Source organism: Dulcicalothrix desertica PCC 7102, from assembly GCF_003991905.1.
Taxonomy (GTDB): Bacteria; Cyanobacteriota; Cyanobacteriia; order Cyanobacteriales; family Nostocaceae; genus Dulcicalothrix; species Dulcicalothrix desertica.
The window spans coordinates 352993-371954 of record NZ_RSCL01000004.1; the positions used below are offsets into that span (position 1 = coordinate 352993).

The 18962-nt window shown below is 38.0% G+C and carries 21 protein-coding genes, 1 other RNA gene and 2 pseudogenes; 14 read left to right on the top strand and 10 right to left on the bottom strand.

Annotated features, from left to right (window positions below; genetic code table 11):
- The first annotated feature begins 6 nt into the window (after positions 1-6).
- Positions 7-984 (top strand): alpha/beta hydrolase, encoded by a 978-nt coding sequence (locus DSM106972_RS10805; protein ID WP_127080694.1) that lies wholly within the window; start codon positions 7-9, stop codon positions 982-984.
- Positions 985-994: 10 nt separating this feature from the next.
- Here the strand turns inward: DSM106972_RS10805 and DSM106972_RS10810 are convergent, their stop codons facing one another.
- Positions 995-1435 carry a secondary thiamine-phosphate synthase enzyme YjbQ gene (locus DSM106972_RS10810; protein ID WP_127080695.1) on the bottom strand — a complete coding sequence of 147 codons (441 nt, stop codon included), beginning with the start codon at positions 1433-1435 and terminating at the stop codon, positions 995-997.
- Positions 1436-1948: 513 nt separating this feature from the next.
- Here DSM106972_RS10810 and cupS point away from each other — a divergent pair.
- From cupS to DSM106972_RS10855, 10 genes are all read left to right on the top strand, one after another.
- On the top strand, positions 1949-2350 hold the full coding sequence (gene cupS / locus DSM106972_RS10815) for a CO2 hydration-associated protein CupS (protein ID WP_073622778.1): 402 nt from the start codon (positions 1949-1951) through the stop codon (positions 2348-2350).
- Between the two features lie 267 nt (positions 2351-2617).
- The gene (locus DSM106972_RS10820) at positions 2618-2989 is read left to right on the top strand and encodes a hypothetical protein (RefSeq protein ID WP_127080696.1); all 372 of its coding nucleotides are present in this window, start codon (positions 2618-2620) and stop codon (positions 2987-2989) included.
- Between the two features lie 28 nt (positions 2990-3017).
- The gene (locus DSM106972_RS10825; protein WP_127080697.1) at positions 3018-3476 is read left to right on the top strand and encodes a hypothetical protein; all 459 of its coding nucleotides are present in this window, start codon (positions 3018-3020) and stop codon (positions 3474-3476) included.
- Positions 3477-3479: 3 nt separating this feature from the next.
- Entirely contained in the window at positions 3480-3875 is a 396-nt protein-coding gene (locus DSM106972_RS10830; RefSeq protein ID WP_127080698.1) for a hypothetical protein, read from the top strand.
- 32 nt (positions 3876-3907) lie between these two features.
- Positions 3908-4081, top strand: coding sequence for a hypothetical protein (locus DSM106972_RS51345; RefSeq protein ID WP_158632809.1), 174 nt, complete (start codon positions 3908-3910; stop codon positions 4079-4081).
- Positions 4082-4451: 370 nt separating this feature from the next.
- The gene (locus DSM106972_RS10835; protein ID WP_127080699.1) at positions 4452-6152 is read left to right on the top strand and encodes a variant leucine-rich repeat-containing protein; all 1701 of its coding nucleotides are present in this window, start codon (positions 4452-4454) and stop codon (positions 6150-6152) included.
- A gap of 13 nt (positions 6153-6165) precedes the next feature.
- Positions 6166-7176: an AAA family ATPase gene (locus DSM106972_RS10840; RefSeq protein WP_127080700.1), complete on the top strand. Its 1011-nt coding sequence runs from the start codon at positions 6166-6168 to the stop codon at positions 7174-7176.
- Between the two features lie 12 nt (positions 7177-7188).
- Positions 7189-8355, top strand: a complete 1167-nt coding sequence (locus DSM106972_RS10845) for a vWA domain-containing protein (protein WP_127080701.1) — start codon at positions 7189-7191, stop codon at positions 8353-8355.
- A gap of 207 nt (positions 8356-8562) precedes the next feature.
- Complete coding sequence (locus DSM106972_RS10850) at positions 8563-9558, top strand: HEAT repeat domain-containing protein (RefSeq protein ID WP_127080702.1); 996 nt, start codon at positions 8563-8565, stop codon at positions 9556-9558.
- 595 nt (positions 9559-10153) lie between these two features.
- Positions 10154-12835, top strand: coding sequence for a HEAT repeat domain-containing protein (locus DSM106972_RS10855; RefSeq protein WP_127080703.1), 2682 nt, complete (start codon positions 10154-10156; stop codon positions 12833-12835).
- 61 nt (positions 12836-12896) lie between these two features.
- Here the strand turns inward: DSM106972_RS10855 and queF are convergent, their stop codons facing one another.
- The 5 genes from queF to DSM106972_RS10880 all read right to left on the bottom strand — a co-directional run bounded on the left by queF (position 12897) and on the right by DSM106972_RS10880 (position 14849).
- Positions 12897-13322 (bottom strand): preQ(1) synthase, encoded by a 426-nt coding sequence (queF, locus tag DSM106972_RS10860; RefSeq protein WP_127080704.1) that lies wholly within the window; start codon positions 13320-13322, stop codon positions 12897-12899.
- 84 nt (positions 13323-13406) lie between these two features.
- Entirely contained in the window at positions 13407-13817 is a 411-nt protein-coding gene (locus DSM106972_RS10865; protein ID WP_127080705.1) for a hypothetical protein, read from the bottom strand.
- Between the two features lie 176 nt (positions 13818-13993).
- Positions 13994-14389: a phasin family protein gene (locus DSM106972_RS10870; protein ID WP_127080706.1), complete on the bottom strand. Its 396-nt coding sequence runs from the start codon at positions 14387-14389 to the stop codon at positions 13994-13996.
- Positions 14390-14428: 39 nt separating this feature from the next.
- An RNA gene (ffs, locus tag DSM106972_RS10875) (signal recognition particle sRNA small type) lies at positions 14429-14525 on the bottom strand.
- 57 nt (positions 14526-14582) lie between these two features.
- On the bottom strand, positions 14583-14849 hold the full coding sequence (locus tag DSM106972_RS10880) for a YciI family protein (RefSeq protein WP_127080707.1): 267 nt from the start codon (positions 14847-14849) through the stop codon (positions 14583-14585).
- Positions 14850-15057: 208 nt separating this feature from the next.
- On the opposite strand from DSM106972_RS10880, the gene DSM106972_RS10885 reads away from it, so the two are divergent.
- The 3 genes from DSM106972_RS10885 (at position 15058) to DSM106972_RS10895 (ending at position 16399) form a co-directional block, all read left to right on the top strand.
- The gene (locus DSM106972_RS10885; protein ID WP_127080708.1) at positions 15058-15594 is read left to right on the top strand and encodes a 2'-5' RNA ligase family protein; all 537 of its coding nucleotides are present in this window, start codon (positions 15058-15060) and stop codon (positions 15592-15594) included.
- Between the two features lie 136 nt (positions 15595-15730).
- Positions 15731-15988: a hypothetical protein gene (locus DSM106972_RS10890; RefSeq protein WP_233787698.1), complete on the top strand. Its 258-nt coding sequence runs from the start codon at positions 15731-15733 to the stop codon at positions 15986-15988.
- Between the two features lie 144 nt (positions 15989-16132).
- Entirely contained in the window at positions 16133-16399 is a 267-nt protein-coding gene (locus tag DSM106972_RS10895; RefSeq protein WP_127080709.1) for a hypothetical protein, read from the top strand.
- Between the two features lie 17 nt (positions 16400-16416).
- Here DSM106972_RS10895 and DSM106972_RS55755 read toward each other — a convergent pair.
- The 4 genes and pseudogenes from DSM106972_RS55755 to DSM106972_RS10910 form a co-directional block, all read right to left on the bottom strand.
- Positions 16417-16749: pseudogene (locus DSM106972_RS55755) on the bottom strand (RuBisCO small subunit-like domain-containing protein); the annotation flags it as partial.
- 531 nt (positions 16750-17280) lie between these two features.
- Positions 17281-18198: pseudogene (locus tag DSM106972_RS55760) on the bottom strand (AAA family ATPase); the annotation flags it as partial.
- A gap of 295 nt (positions 18199-18493) precedes the next feature.
- Positions 18494-18688, bottom strand: coding sequence for a hypothetical protein (locus tag DSM106972_RS10905; RefSeq protein ID WP_127080711.1), 195 nt, complete (start codon positions 18686-18688; stop codon positions 18494-18496).
- Positions 18688-18957: a YciI family protein gene (locus DSM106972_RS10910; RefSeq protein WP_019495329.1), complete on the bottom strand. Its 270-nt coding sequence runs from the start codon at positions 18955-18957 to the stop codon at positions 18688-18690. Before DSM106972_RS10910 ends, DSM106972_RS10905 begins: the two co-directional genes overlap by 1 nt.
- Positions 18958-18962: the final 5 nt, after the last annotated feature.

The following is an 18962-nucleotide window of genomic DNA, read 5'->3' on the forward strand; positions in this document are numbered from 1 at the left end:
AAGCTTATGACTGTTCGTGCATACTTTGAAGTTACGAAAATTCCAAACTTTCAACCCCCTTTTGATACAATTTTCTTAAAAGTTTTTTACCCAGCAGCACAAATAAGCAACGAAGAGGCCAAAACATCTTTAACTTTACCAGCAGACCCAAGCAAGGCGCCTTTTCCTGTTGTAATTTTGTTTAACGGGTATAACTGCGAAGCTTTTGTATATCAATGGTTGGCAGAAAATCTTGCCGAACGTGGGTTGGTTGTAGTGACATTTAATTTTATTGCAGAAGAGTTTGCTGGAAGTGTAAATCTTACACCTGGTGCAAACTTTGCCGCATCAAAACCCGATGTTTACGGAACTAAAGCAACAAGTGTAGCTTTATCAACGCTGCTGTTTAAACTTGAACAGTTACAAACGCAAGGAGTTCTTGCAGGATTACTAGACTTACAGAATATTATTTTAGGTGGACATTCTGCTGGTGGTAGGATTGCAATTGAAAATGCCAATCCTGAATTATTTGCTCAAGTCGTTGCTTCTTTTGGATATGGAGTACATAGCATGGGGTATATCATGCAAGGTTATCCACCTAGTACTTTGTTACCACTACCAGATAAATTGCCTTTATTACTTCTAGCTGGTACAAACGATGGTGTGATTGCGTCGAACAGTGAAATGTACGGTATTGAAGGAGGAGATGCAATAACACCTGTAATGCGTACTTGGAACGAAGCGATTATAGGTGGTCGAAATGACAGCTATGTTGTTTTATTAGAGGGAGCAAATCATTTTGCAATTGTACATCCTCTAGACTCAACCACCGCTAGAAACTCTGTTGATTTTGCTCCGACCCAACCAGTAGAATCAACTCGTTGGCTAATAGCTGAAATTATAGGCTTATTTATCGGCGCCTATGTTCAAAACCAACCTGGTGCATTAGAATCACTTCAACAGCTTTTAAACGAAAATTCCTTGATTAGTTGGCATTGTAAGTAAAATATATCAACTATTCACCATAAACTTGACATAAAATGGTACGCTTACGGGCGCCGTCTAATTCAAAAAACAAGATAGATTGATAAGTGCCCAACCCTAACTTACCATCCACAATCGGAATAATTTCCGTATTATTAAGCATCATTGCCATTAAATGCGAATGAGCGTTTTTTGGCTCATCCGGTGGAATATTTGGTCTTAAATGTAAATCGTTGTGTAAATAACGGTCGTTTAATGGCGCCAGTTTTTCTAAAAATACTTTAATATCTTGAATTAATCGCTCTTCGTCTTCATTAACAGCTAACGCAGTAGTCGTATGACGAGAAAATACTAATACGTAACCATTTTGTATCGAAGTCGATGCCACAACTGACTCAATTTGTGGCGTAATATTGTGAATATTTATACCTTGATGCGTTTGAATATCAATTATTTTGTTGATTACAGCCATATTAGTTTGATGTAAATACAATTACCAATTTAAAATTATTTACTTTCTTGGCAATTATGTAAAGAATAAATTTGTCATGCTATGTACTGATTAGTACATAAAGGTAATAGTATAATTAACTATGCTTTGTACTAATTTAAACAATCAAATTTTATTTTTATAGCTAAGATATATAGCATTTCATCCTCTGAATAAAAGAATAAACAAAGGTTAATCTAAGCTTAAATTTATATTTTCTAATGATAAATATAAAATATTTTAATCGCTTTTATCGCTAGATAACTATTCAATATAATAAATAAAACACTTGCCAATACTAAATTTCAGACTTTAATCTTACAATTGTATTACTAATTTTGGCATTAATTTTAGTGAGTTAAACCAAAATTAATTTATATAGTTTAATCGCGTGTAACAAATATTCCAAATTATTTTACCCGTCTAAAGATAGATAGTAATTATATGAAGCAAATGTTAAGTTAGTAGCGAAATACACAAACACTCTTAAAACCCATGCCAGATATCGTTGATACCGCAGTAAGCGCAGGTTCATTTAACACATTAGTTGCAGCAGTCAAAGCAGCAAATCTAGTGGATACCTTAAAAGGTGCTGGTCCATTTACAGTGTTTGCACCTACAGATGAAGCTTTCGCAAAATTGCCAGCAGGTACAGTAGACTCACTACTTAAAGACATTCCGAAGCTGACGAAAATTCTCACATATCATGTTGTTCCAGGAAAAGTACTTTCAACAGACGTAGTAAAACTAAAATCAGCTAAAACTGTTGAAGGAAGCGAAGTAAAAGTTGACGCATCCAGTGGTGTGAAAATAAATGACGCTACCGTTACTACTCCAGATGTCGCTGCTGACAACGGCGTTATTCACATCATTGATACAGTTTTGATTCCTGCTTAAGCAAACGCTTAAATAAATAGCAAGTTAATGTGGCAGCAATTATCTATAATTGCTGCCATTATTATTGTTACAGAAACCAGGTTTCCCCACCACTGAACACAACAATCTACATAGGAAACCAAAGGAAACCTGGTTTCTCGGCACCAACGAAAGATTGTGAAGAGTTGAGAGTAAGAAGAGTTTAGGACTGGCGCCTACCCTTACATAAACTGAAATTTTTGCCTTTGAACAGGGAAAAATAATAGTGAAGGTGCTTAAGTACAAGACATGCAACCAAGATTATTAGAAGAAGTGCTTGATAGTAGTACATCTATAAAACGTTTGCGAGAAATATCGAGAGACATTACTACACCAGCAGAATGTCTATATGAATTATTTGAACTTTACTTTTACTATAGTTATATTCTGATTGGTGTAGCTCAGAACCCAAATACACCACCTAATATTTTACAGCAATTATTTAGAAGGTTTCCTAATCAAGTTATAAATAATTGCGTCATTGATTTACTTATATTAGAAAATCCAAATTTTATTAGTAGGCTCTGCGAAACATACTGCGATGTTTTTCGTTATAAAGAGTTGCCATGTGAGGGTACAACACATCTAGTCGCATGTTTTTATATTTATGTTACTCTATAAGTAATTAATTGAAGAACAGGAATTAAGTATGTATATTCCTACCGAGACAGCTTTATTTGAAGAATATGACATCCTGGTTCAGCGTCCAAATGGTGAAATAGTTATGATTGTAGACTTTCGGTTAAGTGACTTGATTAAATATACCGATAGTCTTGAAAAACTTGCCCCTATTCAAGCGAAACAACTAGTTCCTTACGCGATGGTAGTAGACTTTGAAAATATTTTTGTGTTTGATTTAAGACAATCAAACTGGCAAGAACCAATTTTAAAGCTTTCGACGCTTGAAATGCTTCCAGAACAAGCGACATTAATCAAAGAAAAAAACATTTTTGGTTGGTCACTCATCAAATACATCTCATTTTGGCTAGACTACTTAGCTCATCCAAACTATGGAAAAACTGTTCCAGGAGTACGAGAACTAGAATCAGTAGGATTAATGGCGCATATTTTAGATGCAAGAATTCGTGACTTAGATTTGGAGGATTGATTCTTGCTTATCTACATTGAAACTAATTTCATCCTTGGTATTGCAACAGGGCGGGAGATAAGCGCTGACCAACTTTTGTCACGAGCCAATATAGAGCGTAAAATAATGATGAGTTCTATCTGCTTTCTAGAAGCTATAGTTGCTCTTGAAGGACAGCAGAATCAATTGAATAAGCTGATAGAATCTCTAAATATCACTATTGGCGAAATTCAGCGGAGTCCTCAGCAGCGTTCTTCCAATGAAATGTCGGCATTAACTGCATCCAAAGATGCAGCGACTAATTTATTGAATCAACTTAAACCTTCTCTCAGTGCAGCTATAGAAAAAGTTCTTCGCGTTGCAGAAGTTATAACCCCTTCTGTTAATAGCGTACAAAAACGCTTAATAACCCTATTTTAAAACGTAATAAAGCCCTGCGGGATAACCTTATATTGCAATCTATCTTAGACCATGCTATTACACAGTCAGATACTACAAAAGTGTTTCTTAGTAACAATACAAAAGAATTTGGCAATGCGGAAGCGCGGTTTGGTTTAAGAGCATCTGATGTTATGTACTTTTCTAATACAAATAGTTTAATTAGCTGGATTGATTCACAATCTTAAATTAAATTAGTGTGTAATTGTGGGATGGGCATCCTTGCACGCCCTTTAATATGTGACAGCTTGTTTATTTGACGGGCAGGGATGCCCGTTCCACAAGAAACTAATTATACATTTCACAAGAAACTAATTATACATTTCACAAGAAATTAATTATACATTTCACAAGAAACTAATTATACATTTCACAAGAAACTAATTATACATTTTATAAGAGATTTATTCTACAAGAAAGTTTTAAAAGACAGGCGCCTTTGTAGTGTATGTGCCTAGTAATACCAACAATGTGTATGTAAAAGAATACACTATAAATACATACGTGTCTGAATGACGGCGACTTGACTCACCACTGTAGAGGACAAGGAAAATTACGATGCATCAAACTCCTCTGGAACAGGCTATTGATGTGACGGCGCCACCTGAGTTGCTAGGGCAGTTGGCTGTTAATGATGATGTTGCTGTTCGTAAGGCTGTAACAATTAACCCAAATACATCTACTGATGTATTAATAAGTTTGGCGGATGAATTTCCGAATGCTTTTTTTAGTAACCCTGTATTGTCGCTATTAATACTAGAAAATCCAAATTTTGTTGTAGAAATACCTTATTGGACTTTAATTAATCTTTTACGACAACCAAATGTGCCTGATTTTTTCTTGTCTGGCGCCGCAATGCATTCCAACCCCGAAGTGTTGCGTGTGGTGGCAAAGCACTATCAAACTCCATTATCAGCTTTGGAGATGATGGCACGTTGTAAAGACTCTAATTTGGGAATGATTATTGCCCAGCGTCAAGATGTTACAGAACAAATTTTACTTATACTTGCTGAACATGGCACTATTGCTGTGCGTTTGTATTTAGCTAAGTACCATAAAAGTTATAGCAGTATTTTAGAAACACTCGCTCTTGCGCCTGAACCAAATTGGAGTTTTCGGCAACAAATTCATTATAAACTTGCTAAAAACTCTAGCACTCCTTTAGAAATTATAAAAAATTTACTTAAAGAAAATGATAAAAAAGTAAAACTCGCAATAGCTGCACGCGCTGATTTAGCTATCGACTTAATTATTGAGTTGGCACTCGATTATAGGTTACATATGATGAACTCGCTGGCACAAAATACCTATATAAGTGCTAGCGTACTACGTAGATTAGCAAATCATGGTACACTACGAGTGCGACAAATGGTAGCAAGGCACCCAAATACGCCGCAAGCTGTGTTAGTTAATGCAGTTTCCGAACCAGAACTGTGTCGGTTTGTTGCTGCAAATCCAAGTGCGGGGGAAAATTTACTTTACCAGTTAGCTCAAAATAATCAGCATGAGGTTTTAGAAGCTATTGCAGCAAACCCCAGTACTCCTGCATCTGTTCTCAAACATATAGCTGAGACTCGCGCGCACGATTTATTAGTTGCACAGCATCCAAATGCGAATCGTGAAATATTACAGCAAGTATTATGGCGCCTAGCAATGGATGAGCGGTTGTCTGTTCGCAAGTACGCTGCCAAGCATCCCCATACACCTATAGATATTTTAAGAATGTGGATGCGAAAAGAACCACAACTGCGTGTGTGGATAGCTCAAAATCCGAGTCTCCCTGTGGATATGCTCGAAGTTTTAGCACACGATGTATCACCAAACGTTCGGTTATCTGTCGCTTGCAATCCTAGTACACCACATTATGTACTGGAGAAATTATCTTTTGACGCGGAAGTTGAAGTTAGACGGGCAGTAGCGAGCAATATTAAAACCCCTGATAATGCTTTAGAAATATTAGTAAAAGATTGGCAATGTTGTACATTTTTGGCTCAAAACAAGAATGCACCTGCTAAGGTGTTGGAGTATTTAGCAGGTTTGACAGGATTTAATTGGCTGTTGCTTGCACATCCAAATACTTCAGTAGAAATGCGGCAGACATTAATGACAGCATTCGCTAAAAGTTACATTGAGTCCGACCGTCTTTATGCTACCCAACACCCTGATACACCAGTTGAAATTTTAACCGAGTTAAGTAAGGATAAAAACTTAGAAATTCGCATTGCAGCACTTCAGGCTCTTAAAAAACCCAATACCTAACTGAAATTAACATATGACCCCTAGCCAACTCAAAACATATTTAAATAGCTTGGTTGCCAAAAATCTACAAATCAGCACGATGATTTGGGGTCCTCCAGGTATTGGTAAATCTAGCATTGTCGGGCAACTCACACGAGAACACGAAATTGATTTTGTTGATGTGCGTTTGTCACAACTGGCGCCTACTGATTTACGTGGACTACCTGTTGCAGAAGATGGAATTTCTAAGTGGTTTCCACCAGAATTTTTACCTCGCGATGGTAAGGGTATCTTTTTTCTAGATGAATTAAATATGGCGCCTCCTGCAATGCAAGGTGTAGCGCAGCAATTAATTTTAGACCGTCGAGTCGGTAGTTATACTGTCCCAGAAGGATGGTTTATTTGGGCTGCTGGAAACCGTAAAGAAGACCGTGCAGCAGTATTTGATATGCCGGCGCCGTTAGCAAATAGATTTTTGCATTTGGAAGTCGAAGTAGATTTTGATAGCTTTAAAGCCTACGCATTAGAAAAAGGTATACACGAGCAGATTATTGCGTTTCTCTCGTTCCGCTCTACACTGCTACACAAAATTGACCCTCAGCAACCAGCGTTCCCAACTCCACGTTCTTGGGAAATGGCAAGTCATTTACATTATGCCGAACTTGATACTTCACCTGCTGTTGGCAAGGGTGCAACTGCTGAATTTATGGCTTATTTGGAAGTTTACCAAACTTTACCAAGCTTGGCGCCTATTCTTGAAGGTAAAGGTAGTAAAATAGCCTTTCCTAAAGAACCAAGCGCACGGTATGCAACAGCTATTGGTTTAACAGTACGCGCAGCAGATGCAAAACAAGGATATAACGCTTACAAATGGCTGAGTAATAAAGCTACAACCGAATGGGTACAGTTTTTTATAGCTGACTTGCTACCAATAATGCGTAGTAAAGGACATATGGGTGTTTTTGCGATTTTAGCTAAAGAAGACAACGATTTACAGAAATTTATTCAGGAATATTACCAGTTAATTGGCATGAGCAAGTCCTAAATCTTATATTTTATGACACAAGACATCCAAAAACTTATTAGTGCTTCAGTTATCCGGTTGCGAACAAAGTCACCGTTTTTTGCGACTTTGGCATTGTTCGCACGTTTTATTAATGCTCCCCATTATCAAACTGCTGCAACTGACGGTAAGGATATATTTTACAATCCTGAATTTTTCCTGGCTCTACCACCTGCACAACTCGATGGAGTCTTGCTACACGAGGTATTGCACGCTGCATTACTCCATGTACCGCGTCGAGGTGTGCGCGATGCTATATTATGGAACTTCGCTGCTGATATTGTTATTAACGGTATTATTATGCAGCAAGGTTATTTTGAACTACCAGCAGGTGGTTTACGTGACCAGAAGTTAGAACATCTTAGCGTTGAGGAAATATACGAAATTCTTTCTAAAGACGCAGAAAAGTACAAGAAGATGTGGGAAGCTGCTGGTGGTGATGGGCTAAGTGATTTACTTGAAGGTTCAGGAGAAGGTTCAGAAGAAGGTGACGAAAACGATAGTATGTCTAGCGCGCGTAGAGCAGCACTAGAAGCACATTGGCGTAATGCGCTACAACAAGCAGCAGTAATTGCTCGGTCATCGAAACAAGGTACGATACCCGCAGGTATTGAGCGCGAATTAATGAACGCTACAACACCACAAATAGACTGGCGCTCGTATTTATGGCGTTATTTAGTTCAAACACCAAATGACTTTACTGGTTTTGACCGTAGGTTTGTAGGACGTGGACTATATTTAGAAGCACTACAAGGTGAATCTGTAATAGTGTACGTTGCAATTGATACTAGTGGTTCAATTGGCGGTCAACAACTAAAGTTATTTTTAAGCGAAGTTAGTGGCATCTTGCGCTCTTATCCTCACCTCAAGTGCGAATTATATTACGTCGATGCTGATGCTTACGGCCCCTACGAACTTAGTCCTGATAGTGACTTTCCGAAACCACAGGGAGGAGGAGGTACATCATTTATACCCTTTTTTAACAAAGTATCCGAACGTTGGGACGGACACGCACAAGCGGTATGCGTTTATTTAACTGATGGATATGGGTGTTTTCCAGAAAAGGCGCCTCAACTACCAGTATTATGGGTAGTCACACCAGGTGGAATGAATTTAGAACAATTTCCGTTTGGCGAAAGCGTTCGTTTATTATCTGCCTAAAGGTGTCCCTAGAAACCGGGTTTCTACGTAAAATAGTCGTTTTTATTATAGATATTGATAAAGAAACCCGGTTTCTTTGGGTTGATGAAAATTTGATGAAATTATATTCTCGACTTTGTAAAACTTGTCGGGAATATAATTATTATTAAAATTCCTGGGAATAATAAAGGGTAAGACCAACCAAGCCTTTAATTATTACTCATCAAAATGAAACAAGCTATTGATGCGACTACCTCTTCTGAGGAACTTAGAAAGCTAGCGAACACTTATAGCGGAGCAGTTCGTAAACTCATTGCTAGCAACCCGAATACACCACCAGATTTACTTATAGAATTATTTATCGAATTTCCGCATCAAGTTCTAAATAATCCTGTAATTGAGTTAATTTTGCTCGAAAATCCTGATTTCTTCAAAGAATTATATCAAAATAACCCCTATATCTTCAACGAAGATGCATTACCGTCCTTATTTATTGAATGGGCAGTAAATTGTTCAGATGAAGGAATACGTAAAACTATCGCAAGCAATGAAAACACGCATCCATCATTTTTAGAGCAGCTTGCAAAAGATATAAGTATAGATGTACGCGGTAACGTCGCCGAAAATCATCGCACCAACAGCAATACTTTACAAAAGCTAGCAGAAGACAAAAGTAAAAAAGTTCGTCTAGCAGTTGCAGAAAATCCAAATACTCTCAAATGCGCGCTATTAAAGTTAGCAACAGACAAATGTTACGAAATTCGTAGTAAAGTAGCAGCACACACTAAAACACCTAGTGGTGTACTAGAAAAATTAATTCAAGATAGCAACGGTATAGTACGGTTTGGCGCCGCGAAAAATCCTAATACTCCCCAACATTTAGTTAACAAATTACTTGAAAAGTTAATTAAACATGACACTAGTATAATTCAAGAATATAAACTACCCGAATCATTTCTAGAATGGGCAGTCAATCATCAAGACACAAATATACGTGTAGCTGTAGCGTGCAATTCTAACACACCCCAAAGCTTATTAATGCAGCTAGCACAAGATAAAGAAACTTGCGTGCGTACTGCTGTTGCTAAAAACTCTAAATCTAGTCGAAAAACTTTGACCAAACTTGCTCAAGATGAAAACGAAACGATTTGTTTTATAGCAGCTTGGACACTCCAAGAACGTTCTGACTATTACTACTTTGATTATGACGAAAATCAATTTTAATATTTATTTAGCAATTAAAATTTATTAAAATATCTTTTTGTTTTCATGATAACAATTTAAAATAATCAAGTCGAATTGGTGTGTTATATGACTCTAGATAGAAGCCATCTACTCAAAAATATAGCTAGTGATAACGAGTTTTATGTTCGTCGTTAAGTTATTAGTAACCCAAATGTAACTGAAGAGATTTTAAAATTATTGATTAAAGATAAAGATAACTTTATTTGTTATAAATCAGCACGTAAACTACTTCCATTAGTTAGTGCATTGCAAAATGAGGATAATGCTTATTACATAGAGATGTCAAAAAATTTGATTAAAAAATTTACTCCCCGTTTTAGGTAACAATAGGTATACTCAATAATCAACACCACGTAGAGACGTTACATGTAACGTCTCTACATTGATAATTATATAACTAACTAATGAGGCTGGGAACTTAATTTAATTATAGTTTGTCGTAATATTGCGGAGATTAATATTCTTGATATTTATTAACATATTATATTTCCGTAAAAATACAAAGGTGATTTGAATGAATATGTGACAACTTAAAATCACAGGCTTTGTTATATATCATTTTTGATTTTTGTTTATGCTAAACTCTTCCAATTTGCTTGCACTCGTACATCAAGCAGCTAGCGAAACTACATCACATATAAGCTTGGAAGAGTTAGCGTCTATGGCTCCTGAACTCACGCGCGTTATAGCTGCAAACATATGCACTACTCCAAAAATTTTATTTTCACTCAGCAATAATAAAGATTATGAGACGCGCAAAGCTGTAGCTAGTAACCCCAATACTCCCACAGAAATATTGTTTCAATTAGGGATAGAATTTCCATACGAGTTGCTCGAAAATCCAGTATTCTCACTGTTGTTATTAGAAAACCCGCTCTTTTTTCAAGAATTACCCGAAGATACTCAAGCTAGTTTACTTAAATTAAAAGTTATTCCAGATACATATTTACAGTGGGCATTAAGTTATAGGCGCCCAAAAACCATGTTTGCTGCGGCAATGAATCCTAAACTAACTAGAGATGAATTATGTAAGTTGATATACGAAGCAGGTAGTAACTGGTCAACTTCACAAGTACCAAATGTCGCCAAGTTACATGTCAACTGGATAGGGGAAATGAAAGCTGGATGGCAAGAAGCAGCTTTTGCGGTGGTTCAAAAACACCAGTTAGTCAAAGATAATATCCTACACGATGAAGCTTCTGAATATAGATTGTGGCAACTCGGCATTATTCCCCAAGCTTTTTTGATGGGATTACATCGTAATACGTTAGTACAAATAGCCCGTAACCCTTATACTCCTGTAGAAATTCTCGAAGCGCTGTTAAAACCAAAAACAGCGACTAAAAAAATGCGTGTAGCAATTGCCAATAATTTAAATACTCCCGTTCATCTTTTAGAACAGCTTGCGGGTGATGATGATGCGTGGGTACGTCAAACTGTTTTCCAAAATCCTAGTACTCCAAATGCTATCTACAAATTATTTTACGAGTACGAAGCCGCAATTCAAAATCCTGATACGAATGGCGCCACTTTAAGCGAAATTGTCAAACGTGACTGGGAGTATACACGAACGGGTGTGGCATCTCATCCAAACACCCCTCGCGAAATATTAGTAAAACTTGCCTATAACAAATCGTGGAAAGTTCGTGCGGCAGTTGCCAGTAACAAAAGCGTTCCTACAGAAGTGTTGGAAATACTTATAGAAGATAAACGCTTAGGAGTTTGCAATGCAGTGGTTCGTAACCCCATAACTCCAGCATGGCTATTAGTAAGAATGCTGAATAACTACAAATGCTACCAACGTCAAGATATTGCCAAGCACCCCAATGCGACACCAGCAATTTTAGAAATACTCGCACGGGATGCAGATTGTTATGTACGTGTAGAAGTAATTAAAAATCCCAACACCTCAATTGACCTACTAACGTATTTGGCAAACGATAGAGATTTTTACGTTCGTAATAATGTTGCAGCAAGTTCTAGAGCATCAGAAACCTTACTAGCACAGTTAGCTAACGATGGCGAATATATGGTGCGTCAACATGTAGCGTACAATATTAAAACCCCAATTGAGATTTTGAGAAAATTGGCAACCGATGAAGATAATAACGTTCGCTGTGCAGTTGCCGAAAATCCCAACACCCCTGATGATGTGTTAACGCAGTTAGAAAAAGATCAAGTCGATTGGGTAAAAGCTAGGGCAATGATATTCCGTCAAACAAAGTCACTCACCCTAGACTCCAATTCTTCAACTTGCCAAAATAACACTTCAATTGCCGCAAATCCTAATACCCCTATCGAAATTTTACTCGAACTGGCGCCGAGCGATAGCTACCAAGTATATTTACTATCGATTCAAAATATATGTCGGCAAATGACGATACACTCAGATATCCCTGCGTATCTTTTAGAAAAATGTGCCACAATTAACACACTTGAAATGCAAATTGCCTTAGCACGACATCCAAATATACCCGAATCTATTGCATCAAAATTTGCATCAAGTCAATCAGTACGCTTGCGTCGGTTAGTCGCGCGAAATCTTAATCTACCACCATCCGTGCGAGAAAAACTCTTGCAGGATAAAAACCAAGATGTGCGATCTTCAGCACTCGTTGGGTTACTCGAAACAAAAAATCATCCACACACCGAGTTTTTACAGCAATGGCAAGCAGTGCAAAATTTGAATGCATCAAGTCAACTACTCATAGAACAAGCACAAAGTCAATGGGTAACAATCAAAGAAGCTGTAGCACTTAACACAAATTCAGCAATGATTGTCTTTGATACTTCTGAAAAGCAAGACAAATTAAATCGCAGTAAAAGCAACGCTCCCGTCACCTTGCTAGAAAAGTTAGCAACAGACGAACATATCTCTGTAAAATTAGCAGTCGCCAAAAACTCCAACACTCCAGCAAACGTACTAGAAATGCTTGCCAATAACCCCAAATCAAATAACCTAATACACCTTGCAGCAGTAAAATCTCTAATTCAACATTACCCAGAGCAATGCCAACCATATATAGAAAAATTTATTACTACTACCTCTTACCCTTCACTCTCAAACTTTTTTATATTACTACACCATCAGGCGCCAAGCGATCTACTAGTAAAACACCATCGCTCATCATCCTGGTTAGAAAGATACGCAGTAGCAACAAACCCCAACACACCGCAACACATCCGCAAACTCCTAACAGAAGACGCAAATCGTATCGTGCGTGCAGCAGCAAAAGCTTTTTTAAGTGCTGAGTAGAAAGTGCTGAGTGCTGAGTAAAGTAAAGAGTTACTACTCAGCACTCAGCACTCAGCACTCATTACTTGGTATGCTTAACTTCAACAACCGTATGAACATTACCACGTGGAGTAAAATCAGCTTTAACAGTTACCTCCAAAGGGTCACAAGCTGCAACAAAATCATCAAGAATTAAATTTGCCGACTCCTCGTGAGAAATATACCTATCGCGATAACTATTTATATAGAGTTTCAGCGCTTTCAACTCCACTACCTTGGCATCAGGAATATAGCTAATATAAATAGTGGCAAAATCAGGATAGCCAGAAAACGGACACTTACACGTAAATTCCGGCAAAGTAATATTAATATTATACCTTCTACCTACACGTGGATTCGGGAACGTAATTAACTGACCCTCAGCAATTTCACGCTCACCATATTTTACAGATTGAGTCGGCGCCTCTTCAATAGACTGTGTTGTTATCTCAGGTGATAAGTTACTCATACTAAATACTGCTTAACATAATTTAATATAATAACTTAAACACAACTCATAACTCCTAAATAATAACTCAGCACTCAGCACTCATCACTCATAAACGTCTTCTTGTTCCCAATCAGGACAAGTTGAATCTTCTACACCACTGGGATGCATCCCACAAACTAATAAAGTACCACCATACGCATAGCCATGATAATGCTTACAACCTATACACGCTGTATTTTTCTCTGTTGTTGCATCTACTGAATATGGAAACGCTGGGTCAAAATTATCACTTGGTATATCATCCAATTCCCAATAAATTTCTGAAAGTGGTTCGACAATATCTTGCAAGTACTGGTCAACCTCTGTAGCGATACTGTTGTGTACCTGCTCGCTCAACTCTTCAGTAAATTCAAAAAATGTATCTACCACTTCTGTCATTCCTATAAAGAAACGCTCTACTTCGTCAGTCAGTGTTTCCATTAGTTGCCACAAGTCTTTCTGCCAATTTTCCATAGAATTTCAAGTCCTCATCGACTCAATAGCGGAAAAAATAGTGTTGCTCGTCTAAATAGTAATTCTACAGACTATTTCAACACCAATACAACACTATTACAACACTGCTTTTAAATTCGAGCATGAGGATTACAACCCAATATTTGTATCAAAATACACTTAATATCTTGAACAATTTACTGTTCACGCTGTAAACGCCGTAATTCCTCTTGCATTTGCTTAACTTGGTCGCGTAGATTATCGACTTCTTCAACTGGCGCCTCTTTTGCAGAAGATTGAGTTTGAGACACTTCTTCATCTTCTTCTAAAATTTCTATTCGCCGGGGTTCATTGGTCGAGGTACCCGAATCTTTTGTAGAAGCCTGTTCTTGCTGGGCTTGCTTCATCATATCTTCGACAAAGCGACGACCTTCTTCGGTAGTCATTTCGCCGCGTGCTACCATTTCATCTGCCAGCTTTTGAACTTGCGAGCGCAATTCTGAAAGTTTTCCACCTGCTTTTTCACCTGCGTAAGAAGCTAGTCCTACACCCAGATAAAAAGCTTTTTGTACTAAGTCTCCAAAACCAGCCATTACTGACTTTTATCTTTGTATTTAATATAAAATTTTTTTTGGGGACCGGGGTCTACGCCTACTACAAGCATCCCGTATTGCTGCTATCTTCCGATCCTGACAAAATTTAGGCGTTGCGGTTGCATAGTCCCGGTCTTCCCATAACTATAGCATTAAATTTCAAATAATTTCAAAAAATTTGTACAAAAATTATTTATTCTACGACAAGGCGCCATTCGTATAACTGATAATCAACGCAGCCGTTTTTAATTAAGGGGTCTTCGGCAACAATAGCTTGGGCTTGTTCCATCGACTCTGCCTCAAAAATCATCATTCCCCCACCCCTTTTAGCCCAATATCCACTTTTTGCTTTGTGTCCACGTGCAATAAGTTCACGGACATATGTATGGTGAGCAGGTACATATTGGTCAAAAGTTGACTTATCAACCTTACCTTCCTCTATCTTCACAAAAATCGGCATATACTTTGTCCTAAATCTAATCCTATATGACGTACCAACAGATATCTTAGTAAAGCGTGCCAACAGATATCTTAGTAACTACGTACTCATAAATATCCCTCTAGGCCTGTAAGGGCGGGTTAACAGACATCCTAAAACGTAACTAAATATCTCGTAAACCCGCCCATACCGACAAACCCGCCCATACCAACAAACCCGCCCATACAACATGCATAGCTACTATATCGCCCTGATACCGCCAAACTACATCCTAGAGCATGTAAACCAAGTCATACAGTACTTTGCTGACAAATACAACAGTCGTGGCGCCTTAAGGTCTCCACCTCATATCACCTTACAACCTCCATTTAAATGGGATGAAGCCAACATTACCAAGTTGGAACAGCATCTGACAAATTTCGCATCCAGGCGAACGCCCGTACCTGTAACATTAAACCAATACGGTGCCTTTGCACCGCGCGTTATATATATAGATGTTGTCAACACTCCAGAGTTAACGACGCTGCAATTAGATTTAATGACTTATATGGAGTCAATAGGTATTTATGACCCAAACACCAAAACTCGACCTTTTGTACCACATATGACAGTAGCATATCGAGACTTGACGAAACAAAACTTTAAGGTAGCTTGGCAAGAATTTGAGCATCGTCAGGTAAATTTTGAATTTGGCGCCGATAATATTTGTTTACTACTGCACGATGGTAAGCGTTGGAACGTTTTATCAAAATTCCAATTTAGTTAAATTTATCCGTAAATATATACATATAGGTTGTAGTGATTGATATCAAAATTCATACAACAGGAAGTTGATTAATAAGAACTTCTATCTGAAGTAAGAATTTATTCGTTCACATTATTATAATTATTGTAAAAATATCATGTTAAATTTAGTAAGACCATCAATGCAAGAATCCGCGACCAATTCTAATACAAAAAAGGTTACTATTAAAAATTGGAAAACTACAGCTATCGGGTGTGTATTATGTTGTAGTGGCTTTGTGGCATTTTCACCAAGTACTTTCGGTGGAGAACAGGCGCCTTTGGTTCAAGTATGTAAATATATTACTTCAGGAGGATTAGCAGTTCTAGGTATAAGTGCCAAAGATTTTAATGTTACTGGTAAAGATAAAGAGTAATTAAACGTAAAAGTTATATCTAGAAATAATTTTGAAGCATTGTATTAAAACCTATTTTATATTGTAAGTAGATATATTATTAATCTTAGAAACCGGGTTTTTAACAATAAATCCGGTTTCTTTATAATATTGGGAGCAACAATTATGTCAGACCCAACTAAGCCAACAGTGTCAGAAGATTCTACTCAGACTTCAACAAATGTTGCAAAAAATGCAGTAGTCAAGAATTGGAAAACAACCTCTGTTGGTGTAGTACTTGCAATAACTGGCTTTATCGCATTCTCACCCAAGAATTTTGGTGGAGACCAAGCAATAATTGTAGAACTCTCAAAGTACATACATATGGGAGGACTAGCTGCACTTGGTATTGTTGCTAAAGACTATAACGTTAGTGGTGGGAGTAATAGATAGCACTAAAGTACTAATTACTATTTGGCCCCATTTGGACGTTGAATAATTGTCTCCATCACTCGGCGCCTATTTTTTGGGTCGATAGCAACTAATCTAATATATTCATTGCTAAAGTCACCCAAAGATGACTCGATAGCAGAAACTAGATCGGACGCAGCGCTAATTTCTCCTACTGTACAGCTTTGCCATGAACCCATTTTAAAACGGCGTTCGTCAACGTGTTCAATACCTATTTTGTAACCCTTAGACAAGATTTCGCGAACTAGTTCTTGAGTCTCTAAGGTGAGATGAGTGCTGGGTGCTAGCTGTGCATTTTCTGTATATTGCTTGTAGTATTCTCCGTTATTTATAAGGGGTGTTGTAACTGGGTTTAAAGATGGTGCATTTGAAGGTGAATGATATGGTGTGCCAACTGGGAGCTTAGGCGCCGAATTAGCTAGCATTCCAACACCAGCTACAACTGGCGCCATAATCGGGGCGTGATGAGTTTGTTCCTCAACTACCTCTACAACATGTTGTTTGTATGGTGTGCCCAATGGTGTTGCAGCAGGCGCCTTAAATGGTGTGCCAGATGGTAGTTTAGGCGCCGAATTAGCTAGCATTCCAACACCAGCTACAACTGGCGCCATAATCGGGGCGTGATGAGTTTGTTCCTCAACTACCTCTACAACATGTTGTTTATATGGTGTGCCAAGAGGCGTTGCAGCAGGTTGTCTGTATGGTGTGCCAGATGGCAAACTCGGCGCCGAATTAGCTAGCATTCCAACACCAGCTACAACTGGTGCCATAATAGGCGCCGACCTATCTGGTGCTACAGTTGGTGTGTTAAATGTTGTTGTTACAACTTCTGTAACACCCACATCATTACTGTAAATTGGCGCTGGTAATGCTTCTACCCTAGATACAGCTTTACGCGAAAACAATCCACGATTATATTCTTCTACTAATTTAGAATTTTGTACGCGCTGTTGTTCTCCTACCATCAAATTACCCATTTCAATCAGGTACGGTAATTTAAAGTTGGGTTTTCTAAATTGTGGCGGACCTTCAACACTGTTAACTACCCGCTGCGATACCTTCTCTATACCAATTTCATGAATAAAGTGCCGGATTTGTTCGTCGTAAATGCGAGAACGCAACGCGCTGAAAAAGTCAATAGACTGATTAATAAAGGTATCAACAAACTGTTCAATTTCACGACGCGATAATCCATCAGATTCATAAATTCCACCGACAATACCAACTTTGTCATCACGGTCAGGTTCCCAATAGAACTTCTCCATGCGTCCATCGCGTACTAAAGGCGCATACAGTGTAGAGAAATCATTACCCGTAACAATAATTGGTATTCTAGGTAATGGCGTTGAGTCGTAACTACCCGGAAGTTGTACATCTGTTGGATTATCCGCAATATTCATTAATGTCGCGTTGACCAACTGCGTATTAACCGTATACTGTGTTCCTTCATCAAAACGTCCGGCGCCTGCATCCAAATCATTAATCATTAGTACGCACATCTTACCGCGTACTTTAGTTAACTCAGCAGTTTCTCGATAGCGTAACCGAATCAAGCGTGCAGGGTCGCCAGCATCAGGACTTTCTAACTCACCCCCAGATATCAGGGTGAATTCAATACCCATTCTCTCAAAAACTAATTCGCATTGGAACGATTTTCCTTCACCCTTACGTCCGTGAATACCCAAAATCAACGGAACGCGCACAGCAGGTAGATTTAAGAAATTTTTAGTAATGTGTACAGCAAGTTTATCTAGAAATTTCGGAGCGATGTAATAACCCATGACCTAACCAAAAAATAGCAGTCTTAAAACAATGTTAAGTTGTATCGGCAGCTACCGCTCACTTTATTTTAGTAGCACAGGGTTAAGTTATGTGTCTCAAGGGCACCTGACCAACTCGAAATTTCTAACAACTACTCCTGGTTAGAGACTTAAAGTAAATATATTATGCCTTCTGGAATATATAGTCTTGTGGAATGGGTATCCCTGCCCGTTCCATAATAAGAATAAAAATGCATACCTTACAAAATGTAGTATTCACAATTATTTCTTTTGATTAGCAATTTGACGAACTAGCTTAATCTCGCGCCTCAGTAATTTCTGCAACATCTTCAATTGTCATCCCATAATCAAGTAACTTAGGCGCCATTGCCAGTTTAGCCTTTTGTTCGGTTACAAAGTTAATCTCTGTGAAACTGATACGTATACTTTTACTGAGAAATAAAGAAACCGGGTTTCTGTTTAAAAGAAACCCGGTTTCTATAACCGCCATTAAAAAGCTTGAATCCACTCTTTAATTGTGTACTCAGTCCAAATGCCATTTTTCCAGTATGGGTCATTTTCGACTAATTGACGCACGATGTCTTCGCTTTCAGCTTCGTAAATACCAAAAACTTTTGTGACATCTTTTGTAGGCCCAATTGTAATTAGTACACCCGATTCTTTTTGTTGTGCTAGTCCATCAAGATGTGCTTGACGATGTGGCGCCCGTTTTTCTAAAACGTCTTCGCAGTAACTTCCCCACATGATATATTTAGTCATGATTC